The organism is Streptomyces sp. NPDC043870, from assembly GCF_056435785.1.
Genome location: NZ_JBWKDT010000009.1, coordinates 146951 through 169983, shown reverse-complemented (window position 1 = coordinate 169983; position 23033 = coordinate 146951). Strand labels below are relative to the sequence as shown.

The 23033-nt window shown below is 69.5% G+C and carries 23 protein-coding genes and 1 pseudogene; 16 read left to right on the top strand and 8 right to left on the bottom strand.

What is annotated here, in order from left to right:
* Window positions 1-581 precede the first annotated feature (581 nt).
* On the top strand, window positions 582-758 hold the full coding sequence (locus tag AC0699_RS14705; RefSeq protein WP_478659975.1) for a hypothetical protein: 177 nt from the start codon (window positions 582-584) through the stop codon (window positions 756-758).
* A 181-nt stretch (window positions 759-939) separates the two neighbouring features.
* On the opposite strand, the gene AC0699_RS14700 is transcribed toward AC0699_RS14705, so the two are convergent.
* From AC0699_RS14700 to AC0699_RS14690, 3 genes are all read right to left on the bottom strand, one after another.
* Complete coding sequence (locus AC0699_RS14700; protein ID WP_478659814.1) at window positions 940-1602, bottom strand: phosphotransferase; 663 nt, start codon at window positions 1600-1602, stop codon at window positions 940-942.
* A 73-nt stretch (window positions 1603-1675) separates the two neighbouring features.
* Window positions 1676-1807 carry a hypothetical protein gene (locus tag AC0699_RS14695; protein WP_478659812.1) on the bottom strand — a complete coding sequence of 44 codons (132 nt, stop codon included), beginning with the start codon at window positions 1805-1807 and terminating at the stop codon, window positions 1676-1678.
* 546 nt (window positions 1808-2353) lie between these two features.
* Complete coding sequence (locus AC0699_RS14690) at window positions 2354-3061, bottom strand: hypothetical protein (protein ID WP_478659810.1); 708 nt, start codon at window positions 3059-3061, stop codon at window positions 2354-2356.
* Between the two features lie 220 nt (window positions 3062-3281).
* Here AC0699_RS14690 and AC0699_RS14685 point away from each other — a divergent pair, with 220 nt between their 5' ends.
* From AC0699_RS14685 to AC0699_RS14635, 11 genes and pseudogenes are all read left to right on the top strand, one after another.
* Complete coding sequence (locus AC0699_RS14685) at window positions 3282-3665, top strand: hypothetical protein (RefSeq protein WP_478659808.1); 384 nt, start codon at window positions 3282-3284, stop codon at window positions 3663-3665.
* 216 nt (window positions 3666-3881) lie between these two features.
* A pseudogene (locus tag AC0699_RS14680) lies at window positions 3882-4466 on the top strand (N-acetylmuramoyl-L-alanine amidase); the annotation flags it as partial.
* Window positions 4467-4609: 143 nt separating this feature from the next.
* The gene (locus AC0699_RS14675; protein WP_478659807.1) at window positions 4610-4813 is read left to right on the top strand and encodes a hypothetical protein; all 204 of its coding nucleotides are present in this window, start codon (window positions 4610-4612) and stop codon (window positions 4811-4813) included.
* Window positions 4814-4887: 74 nt separating this feature from the next.
* Window positions 4888-5085, top strand: a complete 198-nt coding sequence (locus AC0699_RS14670; RefSeq protein WP_478659806.1) for a hypothetical protein — start codon at window positions 4888-4890, stop codon at window positions 5083-5085.
* Window positions 5082-5336: a hypothetical protein gene (locus AC0699_RS14665; RefSeq protein WP_478659803.1), complete on the top strand. Its 255-nt coding sequence runs from the start codon at window positions 5082-5084 to the stop codon at window positions 5334-5336. Before AC0699_RS14670 ends, AC0699_RS14665 begins: the two co-directional genes overlap by 4 nt.
* A 1158-nt stretch (window positions 5337-6494) precedes the next feature.
* A complete protein-coding gene (locus AC0699_RS14660; protein WP_478659801.1) occupies window positions 6495-6698 on the top strand; it encodes a hypothetical protein in 204 nt (67 codons plus the stop codon).
* A 2-nt stretch (window positions 6699-6700) separates the two neighbouring features.
* On the top strand, window positions 6701-7234 hold the full coding sequence (locus AC0699_RS14655) for a DUF6879 family protein (protein WP_478659799.1): 534 nt from the start codon (window positions 6701-6703) through the stop codon (window positions 7232-7234).
* Window positions 7231-8073, top strand: a complete 843-nt coding sequence (locus AC0699_RS14650; RefSeq protein ID WP_478659797.1) for a helix-turn-helix domain-containing protein — start codon at window positions 7231-7233, stop codon at window positions 8071-8073. Before AC0699_RS14655 ends, AC0699_RS14650 begins: the two co-directional genes overlap by 4 nt.
* A 430-nt stretch (window positions 8074-8503) precedes the next feature.
* A complete protein-coding gene (locus AC0699_RS14645) occupies window positions 8504-8716 on the top strand; it encodes a hypothetical protein (RefSeq protein ID WP_478659795.1) in 213 nt (70 codons plus the stop codon).
* A gap of 214 nt (window positions 8717-8930) precedes the next feature.
* A complete protein-coding gene (locus AC0699_RS14640; RefSeq protein WP_478659793.1) occupies window positions 8931-9269 on the top strand; it encodes a DUF397 domain-containing protein in 339 nt (112 codons plus the stop codon).
* A gap of 2 nt (window positions 9270-9271) precedes the next feature.
* Window positions 9272-9448 (top strand): hypothetical protein, encoded by a 177-nt coding sequence (locus AC0699_RS14635; protein WP_478659791.1) that lies wholly within the window; start codon window positions 9272-9274, stop codon window positions 9446-9448.
* A 62-nt stretch (window positions 9449-9510) separates the two neighbouring features.
* Here AC0699_RS14635 and AC0699_RS14630 read toward each other — a convergent pair whose 3' ends face one another.
* Both AC0699_RS14630 and AC0699_RS14625 read right to left on the bottom strand, forming a co-directional pair.
* Window positions 9511-9942, bottom strand: a complete 432-nt coding sequence (locus AC0699_RS14630) for a hypothetical protein (RefSeq protein ID WP_478659790.1) — start codon at window positions 9940-9942, stop codon at window positions 9511-9513.
* 197 nt (window positions 9943-10139) lie between these two features.
* Entirely contained in the window at window positions 10140-10481 is a 342-nt protein-coding gene (locus tag AC0699_RS14625) for a peptidoglycan-binding domain-containing protein (RefSeq protein ID WP_478659788.1), read from the bottom strand.
* Window positions 10482-10746: 265 nt separating this feature from the next.
* Between AC0699_RS14625 and AC0699_RS14620 the strand changes: the two genes are divergently transcribed.
* Window positions 10747-11202 carry an N-acetyltransferase family protein gene (locus AC0699_RS14620; protein WP_478659786.1) on the top strand — a complete coding sequence of 152 codons (456 nt, stop codon included), beginning with the start codon at window positions 10747-10749 and terminating at the stop codon, window positions 11200-11202.
* A 75-nt stretch (window positions 11203-11277) separates the two neighbouring features.
* Here AC0699_RS14620 and AC0699_RS14615 read toward each other — a convergent pair whose 3' ends face one another.
* Window positions 11278-14271 (bottom strand): AfsR/SARP family transcriptional regulator, encoded by a 2994-nt coding sequence (locus tag AC0699_RS14615; protein ID WP_478659784.1) that lies wholly within the window; start codon window positions 14269-14271, stop codon window positions 11278-11280.
* A gap of 177 nt (window positions 14272-14448) precedes the next feature.
* On the opposite strand from AC0699_RS14615, the gene AC0699_RS14610 reads away from it, so the two are divergent.
* The 3 genes from AC0699_RS14610 (at window position 14449) to AC0699_RS14600 (ending at window position 18811) form a co-directional block, all read left to right on the top strand.
* Window positions 14449-14982, top strand: coding sequence for a hypothetical protein (locus AC0699_RS14610; RefSeq protein ID WP_478659782.1), 534 nt, complete (start codon window positions 14449-14451; stop codon window positions 14980-14982).
* Between the two features lie 272 nt (window positions 14983-15254).
* On the top strand, window positions 15255-17936 hold the full coding sequence (locus AC0699_RS14605; RefSeq protein WP_478659780.1) for a hypothetical protein: 2682 nt from the start codon (window positions 15255-15257) through the stop codon (window positions 17934-17936).
* Between the two features lie 95 nt (window positions 17937-18031).
* Window positions 18032-18811 carry an immunity 49 family protein gene (locus AC0699_RS14600; RefSeq protein ID WP_478659778.1) on the top strand — a complete coding sequence of 260 codons (780 nt, stop codon included), beginning with the start codon at window positions 18032-18034 and terminating at the stop codon, window positions 18809-18811.
* Window positions 18812-18841: 30 nt separating this feature from the next.
* Here AC0699_RS14600 and AC0699_RS14595 read toward each other — a convergent pair whose 3' ends face one another.
* Together AC0699_RS14595 and AC0699_RS14590 are read right to left on the bottom strand one after the other, a co-directional pair.
* Window positions 18842-19975 (bottom strand): ABC transporter substrate-binding protein, encoded by a 1134-nt coding sequence (locus AC0699_RS14595; RefSeq protein ID WP_478659776.1) that lies wholly within the window; start codon window positions 19973-19975, stop codon window positions 18842-18844.
* Between the two features lie 229 nt (window positions 19976-20204).
* On the bottom strand, window positions 20205-22883 hold the full coding sequence (locus tag AC0699_RS14590; protein WP_478659774.1) for a SpoIIE family protein phosphatase: 2679 nt from the start codon (window positions 22881-22883) through the stop codon (window positions 20205-20207).
* Window positions 22884-23033: the final 150 nt, after the last annotated feature.

Below are 23033 nucleotides of genomic sequence, written 5' to 3'. Positions count from 1 at the left end.
ACGCCGCCCTCGCGCTGCTCGGCCCCAGGGGGCCTCACCGGCTTCGGACGGCTGCGCCGGACTCCGTCCGTCGGCTCCGGAGCCGGGACCGACCGTGAGACAACAAAGACTCCGCCCGGCGGCGCGAACGTCCTGTCGCGCCAGCCTCGCACCGTCGGGCGGCAACAACGTCGGAGCTTCACCGCTCACCGCTTCACGGCTCCACGGCTCCAAATGCCAGGGCGCACAGTGCGGTTTACGGTCCCGCACTGCGTTCCCGAGCGATCGGCCTGTGACCTTCGCACAGAGGTCACAGGCCGATCGTGTTTCCAGATCTGGCCAAACCGTGGCCAAACACGGTCCTCTGGCGAGGCGTACAGTCCCCGCCATGGCGCGCATCAGGAGCGCGAGAGGAAGGACGGCTCCGCCACACACCAAGTCCGCTGGCTCGAAGGCGGACGCGACGGGTCGCGGCAGGACGAGGAGTTCGGCGACGAAACAGGCCGAGCCGTTCAAGAAGCTGGTGGAAGCGCACGGCAACAAGTGGCCCCACGGCTGGCCGAGGACGTGGCTTCGTCGAACCCGACGCGCAGGACGGCGGCATGCCGTGCACCAAGTGGGCCGAGCAGTACGTCGACAGGCTCACGGGCATCGAAGAGCGGACGCGGTTCGACCACCGTCGGGAGTTGCGTCGGCATCTGCCGTTGCTTCGCCACACCGAACAGTACGGTCAGGTCCACCCCGTGACGATCTGCAACATCACGGCCCTAGATGATTGATTCCAAGGGGTCAGTGACCGCCTGACGGGCTGGCCGGTGTGTTGGTTGTGCCAGACGCCGACGGTCAGCGCGAGGATCCGTTGGAGCACGCGGACGATCACACCACCGGGGTTGCGACCAGCGGTGATGTGGTTCCGCCGTCGAACGTGGGCGCGCTCCTCCCTGGCCATACCGGGGTGCGTCAGGAACCAGCTATCTCGGTGATCAGGGCCACCGCCTCGTCGAGCTTGCCGACCTCATCCGGGCTGAGCGTCGGGTTGGCGGCCCGCCGCATCCTGGCATCCGCAAGGTGTTCCTCCTCGATGCCGTCGAGATGCCGTAGCAGCGAGGAGAGCACGGCTCGGGCCACCACGGAGACGGCGGGCATGGTGAGGGCGGCCTGCGCCAGGATCAGCGCGGCCATCGCCGAGTCCAGGCCGGGCGGACCCTCCGTCGCGGTGGCCCAGTCGATCACCATCGGTCCCTGCGGTGTCAGCACGACGTTCTCGGGATGGAAGTCCAGGTGCAGGATACGATGCCCGGGGTCTGCGGAGAGGCGCGCCGGGATGGCGTGCAGACGCCGCAGCAGCTCCGCCAGCATCTCGCCCGCCTGTTCGGCCGACATCGCGTCGTTGACCAGGGCCTCCACCATCGTCATTCCGGACAGCCGCTGCATCACCAGCTCACCTGCGGCCGTCCCGGGCCAGACGGCGGGAACCGGAAACCCGCGTTCCGCCAGGTACGCCATCACAGCTACCTCACCTGTGGCGTCATCACCGCCCCGGTAACGACGCAGCACCCGCCCGTCGTCCAGCGCAAACACATCCGCCGTCCGGCCCGCCCCCACCAACTCGCCGATCTTCATGCCGAAGAACCTAGTTGGAGCAGGCCGGGTGGTGCCAGATCAAACTTGCTGTCGAGTTGCGCCCAAGTCCTTCCTACCCCGAGAAGTGGGTGCGCCGGCCCGCGAACCCGAAGAGCATCGCGAACCGGCACGGCATCCTGTTCTCCATCGTCCAGGCCTCGTTGGAGGTCACGCCGCCGTTGCGGACGGCGAACTGCTGCGCCAAAACGCGTGCATAAGTCGATCACGACGACCGTGGATCGCTACGGGCATCTGGTGCGGGACCTTGACGGCGACATCACTGCCGCCGTCGAGGCCGCCATGGGTATTCCCTCTCCTCGAGGCTCGCTGCGGTCGGTGGGGTAGGTCAGTTGGGCGCGCTGGGCCCGGCCGCTGTCGGGTCCCGCGCTGGATCCAGACCCCGTAGGTCACGAGAGCCATGAGCAGCTCGCCCATCTCGCGGACGCACTGCTCGGTGGCCTCGCCTTCGCGGATCAGCCAGATGTGCCGGCCCGGCTGCCTGGCTGTTGCCCGGCACCTTGAAGGGCGCTGCGGGCCGGTGTGCGGGCGCATTCGCGGTCGCGTGGGTGGCCGGCGGGATCCTGCTCGCCGCCCCGGCGTTGATGTGGCTGCTTGTCAGCGCCTGGCTGTACACCGCCCGCCGGGAGTCCGTTTCGTCCACCACTCCCCCACCGGAAGGGGCGGCCACTCTCGCTGACGTTGTCGCAGGTGAGACAGGCAAAGTCGCGAGAGTGGTAGTCCCCAGAAGGGGTTATGTGCGCCATGCACCCAGTCCGTGAAGAGAAGGACGACGGCTGCCAGGCAACGCGGCTGCCTCCTGCTCATCCAGCCGCCGCTGCATCTGCCGCAGCACCTTGCCCGCAAGCCGATCAAGCTCGGCCTCTGATCCGGGCGTCCCGACAACTTGGAGGTACAGGATAATTTCGTTTTTGCGAGCATTCAGGGTGAGGTAGGGGAAATCGACTTTATTGCCGTCATCGTCGGTAACTTGCCTCGCCACCTCGGACACCACCTCGTCAAAACCGGACACCTGCGGAGCCGCACCCTCGCGGATGCCCTCGAAGCGCCGGTTGAGCGTCCGCTGAGACGGGCATCGATGGAACGAATCTTCGACATCATCCACGTACGCCTCTGCCATAGCCGCGTTCTCGAATACACGCGCGCTAGAGACGGCATAGATGACGGGTTCCTTACCTTCGGCGTCGCGCTGCAAGGATGCGAGCGTGCCGGGCCGGTCGGCCTTATTGATCAGCTCGCAGTCCTTCCGTGCCACCACTTCCCCAGCGGGATCCAATTCGCCGACTTCAGCGAAGCCGGTTCCCCATTCCTCGGCTTTCGCAGGCACATTTGACACGAGTTCGCGTGCTTCTGCGATCGACATGACCTTAGAACCGCCACCCCTCATCAGCAGCAACCCCAGCACGCCCCCCGACACGACTACCACGCCAGCGACGACCATCGCCAGGAACCGACGCGAACGCCACCTCGACGAGCCCTGTCTGGCGTCACGGGGAGGTGGGACGGGCCCCGGCGGCGGCGTAGGGGAAACTGGACCGGTCGGAGGTCCGGACGGTGGCACGGAGGGCGGTTGAGAGCTCACAACGATTCCCCTACCACCAGGAGCAACAGCACCCTGTCCGCCGATCGAGTGAAAGCGGGCTGAGGACTGGTTCAGGTAGATGGCTCAGCACCTCGGGTTCGCGAACGTGGCGCGCCGGATCTATGCGGCCGAGGTCCGCTCCGGAATCGGCGGCACGATCGTCGCCGCCCCGGACTTCACCGCGCAGGCGCCCGGCACGACCAGCTTCGCGGACTCCGCGGGCCGGACATGGACCGTAGCGGGCGGCGCCAGCATCACCGATCGGCGCACGCGCTGCGTCCTGGAGGTCCCGGCGTGGACTGACGCCGCTCGCGAGCACGCTGCGGCGGCGGCGGATCCCGTGCGAGCCCTCGTGCGTGGCGTACTGGCCTATGGAGGAGCAGCAGAGCGCCATGCAGGCGTACAGCCCGATCGCCGGGGTTCCGGTGCTGCGGACAACCGGGTTCGACTACGGGGCAGATGACACGCTGGTCGGATCATCCTGGCCGTGCTGCGGAAAGCGGCGGGTGTCCGCACGTCGGCCGTCCCCATCGACGAAACGTTCCGCGAGGCATTCACGCCCGATCAGTACGCCATGCGGTGGGTGGAGCTCCCAGACCCGCGCCCGCAACATCCTGACCTGCTTACCCGCTACGCCCCGCGCCGCCTGGCCGGGGCCTTCCTCATGACTGGAGGCATCGTGGCCAACCCCCTGTCCGCGACCACGTTCCTGGCCGCACTACGCGCCGAGGGCCTCAAGGTCGTGGAAGTCGGCAACTGGCGCACCCACAACCGCAACCACAAGGGCCCGTTCGGTCCGGTGCACGGCGTGGTGATCCATCACCCCGTCGCCCGGGGCACCGAGCACACAGTCCGGATCTGCCGCGACGGATACGCGAGCTTGCCGGGTCCGATGTGCCACGGCGTCATCGCGAAGGACGGCACCGTGCATCTGGTCGGCTACGGCCGCACGAACCACGCGGGATCGGGCCACGACGACGTCCTCACCGCGGTGAGGAACGAGACCGTGCCGCCGACGGCCGACGAGGCCAACACCGACGGCAGCGCCCACTTCTACGGCTTCGAGTGCGAGAACCTCGGCGACGGCCAGGACCCGTGGCCGACCGTGAAGCTGGAGGCGATCGAGCGCGTGTCCGCGGCGATCTGCCGGGCACACGGCTGGGGTCCACGGCCGGTGATCGGGCACAGGGAGTGGCAGCCGGGGAAGGTCGACCCCAGGGGCTTCGAGATGGACGCGATGCGGGACCGGATCGCAGACCGGCTCGCCGAGGAAGCGGAGGCGGAGAAGCCCCCGGCGAAGCCGCCGGCCGCGAAGCCTCGTCGAAGCCGGTGGTGGACGTCTCGAAGGTGGCCGCTGCGGCGAAGGCCGATCCGCCGAAGCGCGGCACCCCGGTCTCGTACTACGGCGTGAAGACCGTGGAGCAGGCCCTCGTCCGCGAGGGGCTCCTCGCACCGTCCCTCGCGGACGGGCACTTCGGTACCGCGACCCGCACGGCGTACGCCAGCTGGCAGCGCCGGTGCGGCTACTCGGGCAAAGACGCCGACGGCATCCCCGGCGCCACCTCTCTCTCGAAGCTGGGCGCCCGCCGCGGCTTCACCGTCACCCCCTGATCGGAGCTCGTGATGAATCTGTTCGTATCTGTCCTGCGCACGGTGGTGCCGCTGCTCGCCGGGGGGTCCTCACCGTGACCGGCGCCCTCGGCATCAAGGTGGACTCCACGGCCGTCGCCGGGGGCGTCACTGCGGCCGTGTCCACCGCGTACTACGTCGTGCTTCGGCTCGTCGAGCAGTACGCGGCGCGGCTCCAGTGGGAGCCCCTGCGGCTTCTGGCCGGCGTGCTGCTCGGCTGGGCTCGGCCGCCGGAGTACTGGAGTGGCCGATGACGCCGTCCGAGTCCACACAGTTGGCCGTCGAGTTGGAGCGGCTACGTGGCTCGGTGGAGACCGGATTTGCCACGCTCGACGGCAGGCTCGACACGGCGCTCCAACGGACCTCGCAGACCGAGAAGGACATCGAGGACCTGGAGGTGCGCGTGGGCGCTTTGGAGAAGGCGCGGTGGCCGCTCCCGTCGCTCGCTGCGCTGGTGAGTCTCGGCGCGCTGGGCGCCAGCCTGTACACGATCGTCGCCCGCTGAATACGACCCCGGCATGGACTCCCCGACCGCATGGACGCCGCTGCGCACGCTCTCACCGAAGTCGCCGATCCGGCCGCAGTAGCGGTGGGGACGGACACGTACACCGACCGGCGCCTGTCCGGACGGAGGTGACGCGAGAATCTGCCCCATCTCGGCAAAGTGATCATGTCAGATCCACTCTCACGGCCGCTATGACGGCAAGGGTGGCGCAACGCCGGCAGCCGAAGCGGACAGCAGCCTCGAAACAGGCCCGCGAAGGGGCCTGTACGGCGATCTGAGCCACGAACACTCCCGGGAGACGAACCAGACCGGGATGAGACACGAGATTTATAAATCTCGGTTCGTGAATGTACATTGGGGTAGCACCACCAACGCACTACCCGGTTCGTTGAGGTGTACCAGGAAGAGAAAGACAGAACGAACGACAAGAAGCCGCCCCCCTGGCTGGGAGACGGCCCCTTGCGGAAGCCGGACTGGGGCCTACTGCTGCGTCATCACGTCAAGCAGGCACGCGAGTACGGTAACGACGAAGCACAAAAAGTCCCAGTTCGGCGGCTCGTTCTCCATCCATTCCTCCTGTTTCCGGTCGTGCCGGAGCGGGTCCCCCGGCACATGTGATCCGGGGGTGAACGCCAGGAGTTGGCGGTGAACGTCCGGACGAAAGTCTACGTCCTCCGGAACACCGCATAAGAACCTTGCAAAGGCGCATCTCGGGCCAACCGTCATATGTGGGGCGGGAAATGTATCCGTCCGTCGACAGGCCGTCACCCATACGAGTGAAAGTGGAATCGCTTTCAGCAGCGGCTCCCCGCCATGAAGGACCACGGGCACCAATCCGGCCCACCACCCGTACGCTGATCACAAGGCGCGGAGCCTGGTGCGGAGGGAACTCTGTGCGTGTCTTCACCCGCGCCAAGGGCATGGTCATCGACGCGTGGTCGTGGCTAACTACAAGCCGCTGTTCAGCGATCCGTCGCTCAGCGTGCCGAACCGTTGCCCCCTCTCGCGCTGCGTGCGCGGGAGGGCGCCTTTCGTCATGTCCCGGTTGCGCGCAACGAACGGGCTCATGACCAGGCCGAGCAATCCGCCACAATCGCCCACCGCACCACCGCCCGGCATCGCATGCTGAAGCCCCAACCCGCCGCGACGGAGGCCCACATGACGCTCAGGTTCATCGGCACCACGTCCGAGCACGGCAACTGCCCCACTCTGTACGAGATCGAAGAGACCGGAGACATCGTCGTCCAGGGCGACCAGCTCACCGACCCCGAGCACCTCGCCCAGCTCCGCGACGTCGGCGAGCATGAGACGTTCGTGGTCATCCCGCGCGAGCTGCTCACCCGCTTCGCCCCCAAGGAGTAACCGTGCCCCTGATCCCCTTCGAGGAGATCACCCACCTGTTCGGCGAGTTCGAGCACACCGCGTTCCGGCTGGAGACCCGCCGCGGCTACGCGTCCGACCGGGAAGGCGCTCGCTTCCAAGCGTTCATCCGCGGCATAGACCCGACCCCCGAGCCGGAGCACCCATGGAACGTCAACGTGCGGGACAAGACGGCGGCCGGGGCCCAGTTCTCCAGGGTTCGGATCATCGACGAGCCACCCACGGACGGGCAGCGGTTCCTCATGGCGACCGCGGCCGGGAACGTGGACGCGGGCGAGGACATCCGCATCGTCACCCGCGCGGAAGCCGAACGGCTCGCCCTGCCGGACTGGGACTTCTGGCTGTTCGACTCACGCACCCTCGCCCGTATGCACATCGACGACACAGAAACCACGGTCGGTGTCGAGCTGGTCGACGACCCGGCGCAGGTGCTCGCCGTCTGCCGCGCCCGGGATGCCGCCTGGCCTCTTGCAATCCCTACTGCTGAGGTCTGGGCACAGGTACGTTCGTCCGTGTGAGCACGGACTACCAGACCGCCAGGGTGGCCCTCGGTGCGCGGCTGCGTGAACTGCGCACCGAGGCAGGGCTCAACGGCAAGGCCCTCGGCGAACGGCTCGGCTGGCAGCCCTCGAAGGTCTCGCGGCTGGAGAACGGCAAGCAGACCGCAACCGAGGCCGATGTGGAGGCATGGGCCACGGCCGCTGGCGCGCCCGGGCAGGCATCAGACCTGAAGAGCCGATTGCGCGGCCTGGAGTCCCAACAGCGATCGTGGCGCCGACAGCTGGCCGCCGGGCACCGGCCGGTCCAGGACCGGTACGTCGTGGAGTATCAGCGCACCACGACCACCCGCGGGTACGAGGCCACCGTCGTACCGGGCCTGTTCCAGACGCCTGGCTATGCCCATCACCTGCTCATCCAGAACGCCGACCTGATGGGTTCTCCGCGCGATACCGACGAGGCTGTAGCTGCCCGGATGCGGCGCCAAGAGGTCCTGTACGAGGCGGGACGACTGTTCCGAGTGTTGGTGTGGGAGGGCGCTCTGCACGCGCTCATCTGTCCGCAGGACGTCATGGCCGGCCAGTTGGACCGGCTCGTCGGTCTGATCGGCATGAGCACCGTGGAGCTCGGGATCGTCCCGCTAGGGGCGTCGCTCACGTTGACGCCGAAACATGGCTTCTGGATCTTTGACGAGGAGCGCGTGATTGTGGAGACCATCAACACGGAGCTGCGCTACGACTCTCCCGACGATCTCGCGCTGTACGGGCGGGTGTGGGACCGGCTCGCTGAGGCGGCGGCGTACGGGCCGAAGGCGCACCGGCTGATCGCCCGGGCACGCGCACAACTGTCGCCTGCCTGAGCAAACGGAGACAAGCCGCCCTGCGCCTCGCGCAATCCCGCGCAATCGGCGCGCCAGGGTGCGGCGGCCGCTCCTACGGTCCTGAGCATGGAGACGGGAATCCAACCCCTCGGGGCCACAACTGAGACGTGGTGTCACTGGCACAAGGGCCCATCTGAAACGGCCCAGTTTGTGGAGTACGGCGAGCGCCAATCCGGCCCGCCGGTGTCGCTGTACGCGTGCGCGCCGTGCCGCGAGCAGCGCGGCCTCAAACCGCTCCGGGACCCGTCGTGAAGCCGCGCCCCAACACGACCGGTAAGTCGTGGAACGGCTACTGCTGGGCCTCGTTCCAGGGCGGCCGTGCGCGCTGCATCCGCGACCCGGGGCACAAGGGCGACCACGAGGATCACTACACACCGGCTCGTTGGCCGAACCGCGGCCCGGAGCCCCAGTGACCGCGCCCGCCGCCGAGAAGACGACCACGCACACCAGCTGCCGGGAGGCGCCCGTGCCCGCCGCACAGGCGCTCAACTACGAGCAGTACGCCGGCCGCGCCTGCTTCACCTGCGGCAAGCCGCTCACGACCAGCGCCATCTGGTGCGGCGTCGCCCGCGGCAAGCAGGGAGCCCATGTCCTTGACACCGAGGTGTGGGCCTGCCCCTGAACTCCCGTCCGCTGCCGACCGACACGCAGCGCGCAGGCCACCCGTGGCGACCGCACCGGGTCAAGGGTCGCACCCCGTGAACGCCCGCCCCGGCCAGAACCGTATGAACCAACCGAGGGCGGATTTGCAAGACCCCGACCCCGCACCCCCAACCCTGGACAGGCCGAGTGCGGGGCCGGGTCCCAACCAGAGCAATTACCAGAGAGGCAGACCTGTGGGAACCATCAGCAACGGACGCAGCACCATGGCGTACGAGAACCTGAACGCCACGGGCCTGGACTGGCGCAAGGCCAGCCGGACCGACCTCGACCCCATCCTGAAGGACTGCGTCATCGTCGCCGCAGCGCCTGACGCGAAGGACCACCCCCACCCCAACATCGTGGACGGGACCCGCATGGTCGCCCTGTCCGACGACAAGGACCCCGCCAGTCCGGTCCTGTACTTCACCCGTGCCGAGATCCGGAAGTTCTTCGAGGGGGTGAAGGCCGGCGAGTTCGACGACCTCATGGCCACCGACGCGGAGATGGAGCGAGCTGCCGCCGTGGCTGTCTGACCATGAACGCCCAGCAGGTCAACGCAGCATTCGCGCACGTACAGAGGCAGTACAACCGCACCCCGTGCCGGGAGTGCCAAGGCCGCAACACCTTCGCCCTGATCTGCGAGTGTGCGGTCGTCGTCTCGTGCGAGGACTGCGGAGGAGCCACCCGCAAGGGCCAGCTCGTGCAGCGCTGACCCGCCCCGAGACCGCCCCGGCCCGCCGTCCCCCGTCGGCCGGCCGGGGCGTCACCCCGGCACTACTTCCCTATCTGGTCCGACAGGTCCTGGACGAGACGCCAGCCGTCCCCGTCCCGCTCGAAGACGAGCCGCTGGGACGAACCCCATGGCGTGTTCGGACTCAGCTTCCTTCCGTACGAGTCGGAGGTGTACGGAGTGGTGATCTCATCGACGTCCACAATGAATTGGCGGCCTTTTCTCTTCACCTCGTCCAGGACGGCTCTGGCGTCGGCCTGATTCCAGACCATGCCGGCCGGCGGGGCGTGCCGCCGCCACTCCGCCTCAGGTCTGTCCGCGCGCCGCTGGAAGAACTCCTCGGCAGCCAGCTCGAGAGACTTCCGTTCCGCCTCCCGCTCCGCCGCCGAGACCTGGCTCTTCACCACCAGCCCGCCCGGCACCGCCACAAGCACCGCCGCAGCCGCGGCCAGCCCCACCCTGTGCTTCTTCTGCACCTTGCCCCCAACCCCAAAACCCATCGACATGTCGATGCATCGATCGGTCGGGACAGTAGCAACGATCAAGCCCCCTGCCTAGACAAAACCGCAGGCAGGGGGCCTCTCGCTCACCGGGATACGACGTTCACGGGTGGCTCCCGGTGACGCTCGGGTACTCGCTGGCCCGGGCGCAGCGAGGTGCGCCGGAGTGGCGTTCAGACCGCCCGAAGGGCGGACCATGTCTCGGGGCCGACGATGCCGTCCACCCTCAGCCCGTTCACGTCCTGAAAATGGACAACCCAACTCTCCGTACGTGGCCCGAAGTTGCCGTCCACAGCCAGCGCCTCGCCACCGGCCCAGATGTTGATGATGCACTGGATTTCCCTGACCCGGTCGCCCCTGTCGCCGAGCCTGGTTGTCGCGTTGCCGTCGTAGTAGCCGCAGTAGGCTGCGGCCGTGGTGGCAATGGTGGCCGGGGCTGCTGCGTAGGCGGCGGCCGGGAGTGAGGAGGCCGCGATCACAGCGGCGCCGACGACTGCGCCGAGCAGGTAGGTCATGCGTCGAATACTCATGATCAACCAACTCGGAGGGTACGAGACCGGTTACGCCTGCCAGCGAGGGATCACCACGCCGGACCAGACGCGACTCCCCGCCTTTTCGTCACCCACGACGGCGCATTTCGTCACCACCCCATTCCCCGGGCGCGTGCCAGAAGGACTACCGCACGCCCCGATTCCATATGCGGCCCTCGCGGATTCCCTCCTCCCCCAGGCGGGCCGCGAGGCGGGTCCGGCACATCTCCGGACCCGTCAGAAGCGTCGCGTGCAAGGATGGGCAACCGTGATCGTCACCGACTCATTGCGCCCTGAGGACCGCGCCGCCTGGGAAGTACTGGCGCGCGGCTACAAGAGTTTCTACCGCACCTCGGTGCCCGACCACGGGTATGAGGAGACCTGGCAACGGCTGCTGGGTGATGCGGAGTTGCACGGTATCGGCGCGCGGTCGGACGGAAAGCTGGTCGGCATCGCCCACTATCTGTTCCATCCCACGTTCTGGTCGGCGGACAGCTGCTACCTCCAGGACTTGTTCGTCGACGAGGCAGCGCGCGGCCAGGGCGTGGCGCGGGCGCTGATCGAGCGGGTGGCCGGGGTGTCGCGCGACCGGGGCGCTTCGCGCTTGTACTGGACCACCAAGCAGGACAACACCCCCGCCCGCGCCCTGTACGACAGGGTGGCGAGCTTCCACGGGTTCATCCGCTACGACTACCCACTGCCCTAGATCCGGACCGGTGGTTCACGCCCTGAGCCAGAGCCGTCGGCCGCACGTGTCGCCGAGGCCGCCGGTGGCGCCGGCTCACTCCCCGTCCACCTCCGCCAGTGAAGCCCGCAACTTCTCCTGCAGCTCCGGGTGTTCCGCCGCTCGCTCCACGGCCAGTGCCGTACGGAACTCCTGTCGTGCCCGCGCCCGCGCTCCCGCCGCCGCGTACGACTCACCCATGCGGCGCCGGATCTCCATCTCGAGCCGTGTGCGGTGCGGCTCCGAACGCCGCGAGATGCCTGCGTGCAGCGCCAGCGCCTGGCGATGGTGGCGTTCCGCGTCCGCGAGGTCCTCCGCGACCGACCCCAGCCGTGTCAAGGTCAGCGCCAGCAGCAACGGGTCGCCGGCCTCCCGCAGCAGTGCCTCACCACGCAGCAGTACCGCCCGCGCCTCCGCCCGTTCGCCGAGCGCCGCGTGCCCGTCCGCAAGGGAGAGGAGGCGCTGGCTGATCGGTACCGGGCGGCCGTTGCGCTCCGCCGCGGCGAGCGCCGCCCGCGCGTCGGCGAACGCTGCTTGTACGTCGCCTCGCATGAACCGGCTCATCGACCGCATCGCCAGCGCCAGCGACACCCCCCACTCGTCGTCGGCCCGTTCCAGGACCGGCAGCACCTCGTCGATGGTGGCCGCGACCGTGTCGTACCGCCCCGGCAGGAAGTCCTGGATGGCCAGACCGAGCAGAGGCTGCGCCGCCAACGTCTCGTCGCCGCTCTCGCGGGCGCACTCCAGCGCCTTCCGGAACCAGTCGCCACCCTGCGCGTTCCGGCCCTGCTGGTAGTCCAGCAGCCCGAGCGACGCCGCCACCAGGACCCGCAGCGCAGGGTCCCCGGTCCGCTCCGCGGCCTGCAGCGCCGTCGTCAGCGCCGTGCGGCCCTCGTCGTAGCGATCGTGGTGGAGGAAGTAGTCCCGCAGCGCCACACCCAGCTGCACCGTGAGAACGTCCTCGCCGTGCGCCGCCGCGTACCTCGGCACGTCCGCCAGGTCCGCCCCCGCCTCGTCCAGCCAACGCGCCGCGTCCCGCGTGGAGTCGAACCGCTGCGGATCCCCGTCCGATGCCCGGCCGTCGTCACTGGTGAGCCGGCCCACCTGGACGTACAGCTCCAGTGCCTGCCGGCGGGCCTGCGCCGTCTCCTCGGGCCGGGCGTCGGCCAGCTTCCGGGCGTGGACCCGCACGAGGTCGTGGAGGCGGTACCGGCCCGGGCCCGGCTGCAGCACCAGGCTTGCGTCGTACAGCTCCTCCAGCACGATCTCCGCCTCGTCGACACCCACCCCGAGCATCGCCGCCGGAGTCCACGCGTCGAACTCCGGCGTCGGCGCATGTCCCAACAGCCGGAACGCCCGCTGCCGGGCCTCACTCAGCTGCTCGTAGGACATGTGGAAGGCGGCCTCCACGCTGCGGTCCCCGGCGCTCAGCTCGCCCAGTCGCCGCTCGTCCCGCGCCATCCGCGCCGCCAGGTGGGCCGGCGACCACGACGGCCGGTGCTGCAGCCGCGCGCCCGCGATCCGCAGGGCCAGCGGCAGGCCCCCGCACAGCCGAGCCAGGTCGGTGACTCCCTCGGGGTCGGCGTCGGTGCGCGCCTCGCCGATCAGGCGGCGCAGCAGCCCGATCGAGTCGGTGGCCGGCAGGGGCTCCAGGGTCACGCACCGGTCCGTGTCCAGTCCGGTCAGCCTGCGCCGTCCCGCCACCAGCACGCGGCTGCCCGGACCGGCAGGCAGCAGCGGCCTCACCTGCTCGGCGCTTCCGACGTCGTCGAGAACGAGCAGCAGCCGCAGCCCGCTGGTGGCGTCGCGCCATGCGGCGATCAGATCGTCGCGGTCCTGGGGTACGTCCGCGTCGGCCGTGCCGAGCGTGCGCAGCAGCCGCTGGAGCAGTCGCTTCGTCAAGGGCCGGTCGCCCGCCGGTGAGTGGTGCGTGCGCAGATCGAGGAAGAGGACACCGTCCGGGTGCTGGGGGCGGAGCGTCCAGGCCGCATGCACCAGCAGCGATGTCTTGCCGACCCCGGCGGGCCCGTCCACCGTCGCGACGGTGACGGCATCGTCGGGGCCGGGCGCGGTCAGTGCGGCGACCTCTGCGGCGCGGCCGATCAACTTGCCTGCGTTTCCGGGGAGTTCGTTCACCGTGCGGAGCGGCCGGGTTTGTGCCGGCACCGGCGGAAGGGATGACCGGGGACGCGGCGAGGCGACTGCCGCGGGGGCCTTCGAGGCGGGTGTCGCGCCGGGGAGGACAGGGCCGTCGGCGGTGGCCGAGCCGCGGAGGACGGCCGTGTCGTCGTGACGGAGCACTGCCGCGTGCAGGTCCCGCAGCACCGCGGACGGTGCGGCCCCCAACTCGTCTCGCAGCCGCCGCCGCAGCCCCTCGTACGCGGCGAGCGCCTCGCCGTGCCGGCCCATGCCGTACAGCGCCCGGATCCTCAGCGCCATGAGCGACTCGTCCAGCGGATGGGCGGCCTCCAGGGAGGCCAGGTCCGCGAGGACCTCGCTGCCGCGGCTGAGCTGCAGCAGACACTCCAGCCGCTGTTGCTGCAAGGACCGGCGCTCGATCAGCAGCCGCTGCCGTTTCCCGAGCGCGTACGGCCCGGGCAGCCCCGCCAGCGGCTCCCCGCGGAACAGGCGCAGGCCCTGCTCGGCGGCGGCCAGCGCCGCCGAGGTGTCACCGGCGGCCAGCAGCCGGCCCGTCCCCGCGGAGAGTTCGGTGAGGCGTGCTGTGTCGAGGCGGACCGGTGCGGCAAACCGGTAGCCGCCCGGCCCGACACGGATCACCGATCTGTCCTGCCCCGCACCCGGCACGTCGAGGGCCCGCCGCAGCGCGTATGCGTAACTCGGCAGGACGCGCCGGCCCGTCGGCGGCGGCTGGTCGCCCCACACTCCGTCGATCAGTTGCTCGTGGCTGACCAGCCGGCCGCCGCGCAGCACCAGTGCCGCCAGCACCGCCTGCCGGCGGGCCGGGCCGATTGCCGCTTCCTGGTCGCCCCGCCATGCCTGCACGGGGCCGAGTAATGCGATGTGCAGGTCCTCCGGCGCCCCCGTTTCCATCCGGGCCCCTCCCCTGGGTCATCACGGATCATCAGAACTTCATCGCTATTGCAGCGGCGGGCACCACAGTTGGCAAGTCAGCGCAGGACCCGCGGCGGTCGCGGTGCCGTACGGGGGGCGGCACGGCGCCGTCGCCTGCAACCCGGCGCCGCGCGCGCCCGACCCGCGGGAGGCGACATGACCCCTGAGGTTGCGCTGCTCCTGGGTCGCTGCGGCCTCGTTCTGTACGGCCTGGACGACGGCGGCTGCCGGATCTGCGTTGCCGGCGGCCCGGTGGTCGGCCGGGTGGAAGGCGGCGCGGGCGCCTGGAGCGCCTGGGCGCGGCGGCACGACGGCTGTCAGGTCCTGGTCGCCACCGACCTGCCCAGCCGGAGCGCGGCGGTGTGCGCGGTCGCCGATCACGCCGAGTGGGAGGACCTGGTACGGGTCCGGCCCGCGGAGACGACACGGAGGTATCAGATGACGAGCATGAAGCGGCGCCACCTGTGGAGCCTGGCCCGAGAAGCCCGCAGGGCGCGGGAAGCGGGGGAGATGACGCACACGGTGCAGCTCTACCTCAACCGGCCGGTGTACGGGAAACGGGCCGTGAGGCGGGCGGACCGCGGGGTCGATGAAGCGATCCGAGCCGTTGAGGGCGCGGGCTGGAAGTGCTGTGGAATCGAGCCGTGGCTCGGCACCGGTGTGCTGCTCAGCTTCGTACGGGCCGACTGATGGCGTCGAGCGGGTCCGGCTCCGGCCGGCCGGAAGAGTGGCTGAGCCGCCCGGCCGGCGCCGTGGACCGGGCGGCACACCATGGGGAGGGCGCCGCAGCGCCGGCTGTGTCCTGCGGGCAGCCACGGCCTCGTCGTCAGAAAGCCTGGCGGAGCCGCGTACGGGTGATGAGCTCCCGGCGTCGGCGCTGGAGCGTACTCGCGCTGGTCGTGGCACTTGTTGCCGGGTTGACGACATTCCTCGTCTGGCCGCGACACCAGTCGCCTGGACAAATGGCGTCAGTGGCGGCACAGAGCCTGCGCGCCTGGCACGGCGTCAACTATGCCGGCGCTGCCGTGGACGGCGATGGCGTGATCACCCGTGTCCGCATGACGGTGGCAAGCGACGGCACGGCGTACGGCACGCTGAGCCGTGACTTCGGCGCAATGGCGCAGATAGCCGTCAGTCCGGGCCGAACGCTGATGCGTGGCAACAGGCAGTGGTGGCTCGGGGACAAGCCGAGCAGCGCAGACTCGCTGGCCAACACCTGGATAGCGAATCCTCCGCAAAGCGTGACCGGCCTGGTTCCGGCATCGCGGCTCACTCCTGCCGCGCTGGCCGGAGCGGTCTTTGACACAGGCGCCGTGAGTTGGACGCAAGCCGGAACCGCATCGGTGAGCGGTCATCCGGCACGGGTGCTGACCAACGGTACGCAACGGATCCTGGTGGCCGCCGCGTCCCCGCACAGGCTGCTGTCGATCGGCCTTCCGGTATCCGGCTCGTCCGGCCACCGCGCCACACCGTCACCGTCACCGTCACCGTCGCCGTCACGGGGCACCCCGGGTGTACTCACCTCGATCCACTACAGCGAACCACGCGGCGTCGCGCGGGCTGTGAACACGGGATCGGGTGACGCCGCGCCGCCCACCGGCCTGTCGTCCGCCGTCAGCGAGGCCAGCGATTCGCAGGTGCAGAGCACGGCCGCGGCCGTGGAGCGGCTCGGTGAGACGCAGGCGAAGCCGGCGCAGCTCGACGAGCGCATCACGGTTCAGCCGGATGTGTCCGTGCATCTCCGCAGCATGTCGTCGAACTCCTGCAGCACGCCGATGTGCTCGGCCATGGTGACGGTCACCAATGCGGGCCCGGGTACGGCCAACGGCACGTTGATGGTGACCGTCGCGGGTCAGTCGGCACTGAATACCACCGTCTCGGTGCCCCGCGGAGCGAGCGTGCCCTACACCGCGACAGCGACCAACACGGCACCGCCCAACACGGTGATGCCCGTGACGTGGACGGCGGTCCTCTACAACCCCGCCGTCATGGGGAACGATCCGGCGCTCGTCACTCGGCTCGCCGGCCGGGGATTCAACCTCAACAAGTCGGTCATCAGCGAACAATCCAATGGCAAGGCCATCCTGCAGACGCTGGACGCCATGACCCCCGACATCGATCCGAACACCCCCCATGGGCGGCGGGTCGACCGGATCAACAACGTCACGAGCACGATCGCCAACGTGATCAGGCAACGGGCGTTCGTGCCGTTCCATGAACTGGTCGTCATGACCGACAACTTGACGGTCACGGACCCCCTGGTCAACTTCAGCGAGATGAGGGAGAACACCGCTCGGCTCTCCTCTCCTCAGGACGTCAGGGTGCTACAGCACGCAGCCGACCTCGCGCGAGCCGGTCACAAGGTCACGTGGGGCATCACGTACCGCCCTGCCGGCGCGCCAGAGGGCTACAAGGCCGACATCCTGGATCTGACGACACGGCAGGCCTTCCGGGAGAGGACCGTCACCGGCGGTACGGACGCGGTCGGGGACGCGTTCAAGGAGGTGGTGAAGGAGTTCAAGGGGGAGACCGGTGGGAGCGCCCCGCCCGGCTTCGACAAGGTCGCGCGGATCAACATCGAACCGAACGCGACCACCCCCCTGGCCGGTATGTCCCGGGCCGACCTGCTGAAGGAGCTGCGCAAACTCGACCTGGAGCGGCACTGCGCGCCCGCCGGCAAACCGCTGGTCGACCGGGTCGTGATCACCAACCATCTTCCTGGGCCAGCCGGCGCGCCGACACCCGCGGCGCATGTGTTCACCTGCGCCGCGCTGCGGGCCCAGCCGCCCGCGGAAGAGCAGTCCGAGGCCACCGCGGAAGGGCGGAAGCAGCTCGTCGACGAGCAGATCTGGAAGGCCAACAACGATCCGGCGTGGTTCAAGAAGAACTACCGCGTCGACGGGCACCGCAACGACGCCAAGGCCTTGGAGAACGGCGTCTTGCTGCCCGTGCTGGCCAAGGACGGCAACGGCAACTGGACCTCCAGGGACTCTCTGCCGGCCGGACCCTCCGAGATCCGGTTCAACCCGACGTACCTCGACCGCAACTCGGCACCGCACAAGAACATCACGCGCCTCGACACTTCGGCGATGAACCGCAGAGTGGGCGTGGACCTCGGCAACGCGGAGCGTGCATACGAGAAGGACCTGACCACCAAGACGCGGCGTGCCCTGGAGGACGCGCAGAAGGCGTACCACAAGCGGCTCGGCGACCGGCCCAACAACAGCTCGGTGTCCGAGCGGCTCGGCGAGGACGCGGCCACGTACCACGTCGTCCCTGAGAAGTTCCCGGGCGCCAAGCCGATCAAGTTCCCGAAGACGCCCAACGGCGCCAACATGTTCGACCAGTTGTACAAGCTCGACGACGGCAGCTACCTCATCGTCGAGGCGAAGGCCCCGAAGAGCGATCTCCAGTGGCGCAAAGGCGCCGGAGACGCAGAGGGCATGATGGTCAAGCAGGGCACCAAGCAGTACATCCAGACGATCATCGCCGAGATGATGGGACGCTCCTCGAAGGACATCACCATCGCGACCGACCTGCTCCGGGCGCTGAACAAGAAGAAAGTCCAGTACGTCATGGTCAAGGCCAGTGAGAACACGGGCACCTACGCCGGGGCCGTGCTGGAACACTTCAAGATCGATTAAGGAGACGGCCGGTGGCCACGACAGTTCCCCGCCATGGATATTCCACGGACGACGTACCCGAAGCCCTCAAGGCCCTCGATGAGGCCGTCACGTGGATGCTCGGCGAGCTCGAGGGCTCGGACACCGTGCGTGCCCAGGTGCTGAGCACCACGCTGACTCGCGCGAAGGCGCACTGCGCGAAGGATCCGGAGGCGACGAAGTTCGAGACCTGGGAAGCCTGGGTCACGGCCATGCAGACCGGATCCGCGTTGTTCTCCGCGGTCACTGCGGGCGCGGGCAGCACGGTGACCGTCCGGATCGAGGGCCGGGACAGGGCTCTGCCCGCGACCGGCCCTCGGTCCCACCTGAACCCCGGAACCTGGGCCACCTCCTTCTTCCTGGCCATGGTCTGCCGCGAGAACGAGCGCCTCAAGAAGCTGGCCCAGGTGCCCGTCCCCCTGCTGCGTGAGTCCGGGGCGGTCTTCGACGAGTACATCTACTCCTGGGTGGAGACCCTGCAGAGTTTCCGGCTCGGCCGGCAGGACGTGGGCGACAAGCTGGTCGCCGCGGTCGACGGCACCAGCCCGGAGGCGGCCCGGTACGCCGACACGGAGCTGATGTCGAAGATCCTTCATCCGCCGGTCATCCTCTTCTACCGCTATCTCCGGCGAGACCACGAGGAATTCACCATCGCGCTCGCCGACGCGCTGCGGTGGCACAAGGAGTACTGGACCGCGACCGAGGACCGGGCCATGAGCACTGACGGTCTCGTCGCCCTCGGCCCGCTCGCCGTCGCCTGCCTCGCCCGCGACGCCGGCTTCCCCATCGACGTCGAGTCCGAGTACCTGCCCAAGGCGCTCCTGGAGTTCGCCTGGGGCGGCGAGATCGACACCTGAACCCTGCCGTGCCCAGCGCAGGTGGGCGTGTCAGCCGGAGACGGCCTTCGCCCAGCCCCGGGCGACCGTCTCCCTCGCCCGCTCCGTCTGCTCATCCGTGGGGAACTGCGGCGTCCCCTCGACCGTCGGCAGCTTCGCGGCGGCGGCTGTGTCGAGCGTGCCGTTCTCGGCCATCACGTCCATCAGGACCGGGCGGGCATAGCCGTCGAGCCGGAGGTTCTGGCCCTCGACGCTGAAGAGGTACTCCTGCCACAGGCGGGCAGCCGCCGGGTGCGGGGCGTGCTTGTTGACGGCCAGCGCGTAGTACTGGGCGAAGCTGCCGTCGAAGGGGATCGCGACCTGCCAGTCCACGCCTTTGCTGCGGAACCGGTCGGCGTAGTCGAGGTTGACATAGTCCCAGTCGATGCTGATGGGCGTTCTGCCGCTCTCGACCGCGGCCGAGGTGGACTCGACGGGGTTGAAGTTGCCCTTCTTGCTGAGCTCGGCGAAGAAGTCGAGACCGGGCCGGATGTCGTCGAACGACCCGTTGTTCGCCAGGGCGGCCGCGTACACGCCGGCGAAGGCGGTACTGGACCGTGTGGGGTTGCCGTCGAGCGAGACCTTGCCCTTGTACTCGGGTTTCAGCAGATCGGCGAAGGTCCGGGGGCAGGGCTTGACCCGATTGGCGTCGCAGCCGATGGAGATGTAGCCGCCGTAGTTGTTGTACCAGCGGGCCCCTGGGGCTTTCTGGTTGTCCGGGATCGAGTCGAACGCGGCGACGTTGTACGGCGCCAGCAGGTTCTGCCGGGCCGCTGCCCGCGCGAACGTATCCCCTACGTCGACCACGTCGGGCGCGTTGGCCCGGCCCCTGGTCTTCTTCATGGCGTCGATCTCGTCCTGGCTCGAGCCCTGCGGATCGTCGACCGTGACCTTGATTCCGTACTTCTTCTCGAATCCGTCGATCAGGCCGCCGTAGTTGGCCCAGTCACGCGGAATCGCGATGGCGTTGAGCGTGCCCTCGGCCTTCGCCGCGGCGATCAGCGCATCCATGCCGCCCATGTTCTCGGCGGAGGTGGCAACCGACGGCTTCTCGGGGGCGGGGGCCGGTGTCTCACCGCATGCGCTCAGGACCGCGAGGGTGAGGCAGGCGCAGGCGGCCGCTGTTCGGGCACGGGCTGCAGGCACGATGACTCCGGGGGCTCAGGAACGAGCGGTTGTCACGAGTACGGGGGCGACGAACCGGTCATCGAGGCCAGGGTACCCGGCCGACTCGACGGCCGGATGCCGGGCGATCACCTTCCGGGAGCGGTGTACCACCCGCTGTGACCAGGAAAACGATCGCCGGCCGGAAGCCGTGGCCGGGCCCGCAGGGCGCCCCAGGAGGCCGGTCGTGCGGCGACTGCGGGGATCACCCTCACCATGCCGTGTCGTCCCAATGGTCGATCAGGATCTCGCCGAGGCTCTCCGCCGACGGGGTGGTTCCGTCACGGAGGGACAGTTCGGCCCAGATGACCTTGCCCGTGGGGGTGTAGCGGGTGCCCCAGCGTTCGGCGAACTGGGCGACCAGGAAGAGTCCGCGGCCGCCCTCATCGGTGACCTTGGCCCGCCGCAGGCGGGGCGAGGTGCTGCTACCGTCGGAGACCTCGCAGATCAGCGCGCGGTCGCGGAGCAGCCGGAGGGTGATGGGCTCGGAGCCGTAGCGGATGGCGTTGGTGATCAGCTCGCTGAGGACGAGTTCGGCGGCGAACGCGATCTCCTCCAGCCCCCACTCCGCGAGCCGGCGGACGCAGGCGGTGCGGACCGGAGCCACCGCCGCCGGGTCACGCAGCACGTGCCACTCGGCGACCTGCGCGGGGTCGAGCCGGCGCGTGCGGGCCACCAGCAGCGCGATGTCGTCTCTGGGCTGAGCGGGCATCATGGCTTCGATCACCGCGGCGCAGGTGGCCTCCGGGGTGCGGTCGGGCCCTGCCAGGGTGTCGCTGAGGGACGCCAGGCCGGCGTCCAGGTCCCGGTCGCGGTCCTCGATCAGTCCGTCGGTGTAGAGCACCAGCCGGGAACCCTCGGGCACGATCAGTTCGGCGCTCTCACTGGGCAGGCCGGCTCCCAGGCCCAGCGGCGGGGAGATCGGCAGCGGGGGGAAGGCCACGGTGCCCTCGGGGTGGACCACCGCCGGCCCCGGATGGCCGGCGGTGGCGACCGCCATCTGCCCGGATGCGGGATCGTAGACGGCGTACAGACAGGTGGCCCCGCTGATCCCCTGCCCGTCCCCCTCGGCGACGTCCTCGCCGGTGTCGATCTGGCTCACCAGATCGTCCAGACGGCCCAGCAGTTCCTCCGGAGGCATGTCCAGGACGGAGAAGTTGTGAACGGCGGTGCGCAGCCGGCCCATGGTGGCCGCCGCGTGCAGGCCGTGGCCGACGACATCGCCGACCACCAGGGCCACCCGGGCACCGGACAGCGGGATGACGTCGAACCAGTCCCCGCCCACCCCGGCCTGGGCCGGCAGGTAGCGATAGGCCACCTCGAGGGCTGTCTGCTCGGGCAGTCCGCGCGGCAGCAGGCTGCGCTGCAGGGTGACGGCCATGGTGTGCTCGCGGGTGTAGCGGCGGGCATTGTCGATGCACACCGCTGCCCGGGCGCCCAGCTCCTCGGCGAAGGACACGTCCTCCTCCTCGAACGGCGGGGAGGCGTCCGCCCGCCAGTAGTGCGCCGCTCCGAGCACCACCCCCCGGGCCCGCAGCGGGACCACGATCAGGGAGTGGATGCCGTGGTCCAGGACTCTCCGGGCGCGTGGGGGGTCCTGGGCCCGCCAGCCTTCGGAGGTGCTCAGGTCTCCCACCAGTACCGCTCGGCCGTCGGCCGCGCCTGCGGCCATGGGGTGGGAGGCGACGAACCGGATCGACTCGCCGACCGGGTAGAGGGGATGGTCCCCCTCCAGGCCGACGACGGCGGTGCGGCGCATCACGGTGCTCACACCGGACGGCTCCTCGCCGCGCAGCACCGGGTCCAGGAGCTCGACGGTGACGATGTCGGCGAACCGGGGGACCGCGACCTCCGCGAGTTCCTCGGCGGTGCGTGTGACATCCAGGGTGGTCCCGATCCGCACCCCGGCGTCGTAGAGCAGCTGCAACCGTTCGCGGGCCGTCTCGGCCCGGCCGGCGAGAGCCTGCAGCTCAGTGGTGTCGCGCAGCGTCACCACACTGCTGGCCGGCCCACGGGAGGCGGTGAACCGCTTGTTGACGGCAAGCAGCCGGTCGGCTGCCAGGTGCACCTCATCGCTGGCCGGTCGCTCGGACGTCAGCAGCTCGGCGAGGTCCGCCTCCAGCCCCAGAGCGGTGACATGACGGTGCTCCGCGTCCGCCGGAAGGTTCAGCAACCGCCGGGCCTCGTCATTGGCCAGCAGCAGCCGGCCGTCACCCCCGATGATCAGCACTCCCTCCCGCACCGCGTGCAGGACCGCGTCGTGGTGCTCGTACATCCGGGTCATCTCGGCCGGGCCCAGACCGTGGGTCTGCCGCTGCAACCGCCGGCTCACCAGTGCCGACCCGGCCGCGGCCAGGGCGAGCGCCCCGGCCACGACCCCGACCAGGACGGGGAGCTGCTGGTTCACCCTGTCCTGCACCTTCCCCACCGTGACCACGGCGGAGACGATGGCCACGACCGAGCCGCCGGCGTCCTTGACGGGGACCGCCGAGATCACGGAGAGCCCCAGGGCCCCCTGGAAGGTTTTGGTGAACGCCTTTCCGGACGCCGCCTCGGCGTAGGGGCCGATGACGTATTTCCCGATCTGTTTCGGGTCACTGTGGGTGAGGGTGATGCCGTCCGGCCTGTACACGATGACGGCATCGACGCCGGCGGCTTTGCGGACCGCCTCGGCGCTCGGCTGCAGCATTGCGGTCGGGTCGGGACTGTCCAATGCCGTCAGGAGTCCCGGTGAGTTCGCGAAGCTCTGGGCCGCGGTGAGAGTCCGGTGCCGGGCATCCGCCATGCTGTCGCGCCTCGCCTGCACGACGAGAGCCACCAGCGCGGCGGCGACGACCAGCACGACGACCGCCAGTTGCAGGAGGAACACCTGGCCCGCGAGGCTGCGCACACTCAGCAGGGAACGCAGGCGCCGCACCACACGCCCCGCCGTTCCGCGACGCTGCGGCTGGTCCTGTTCCTGGTCGTGGTGCTCTTGACGGCCGTGTCCGGGGCGATGGGGCTGTCGGCCGGGCACATGAATACCACTAGGCGAATTAAA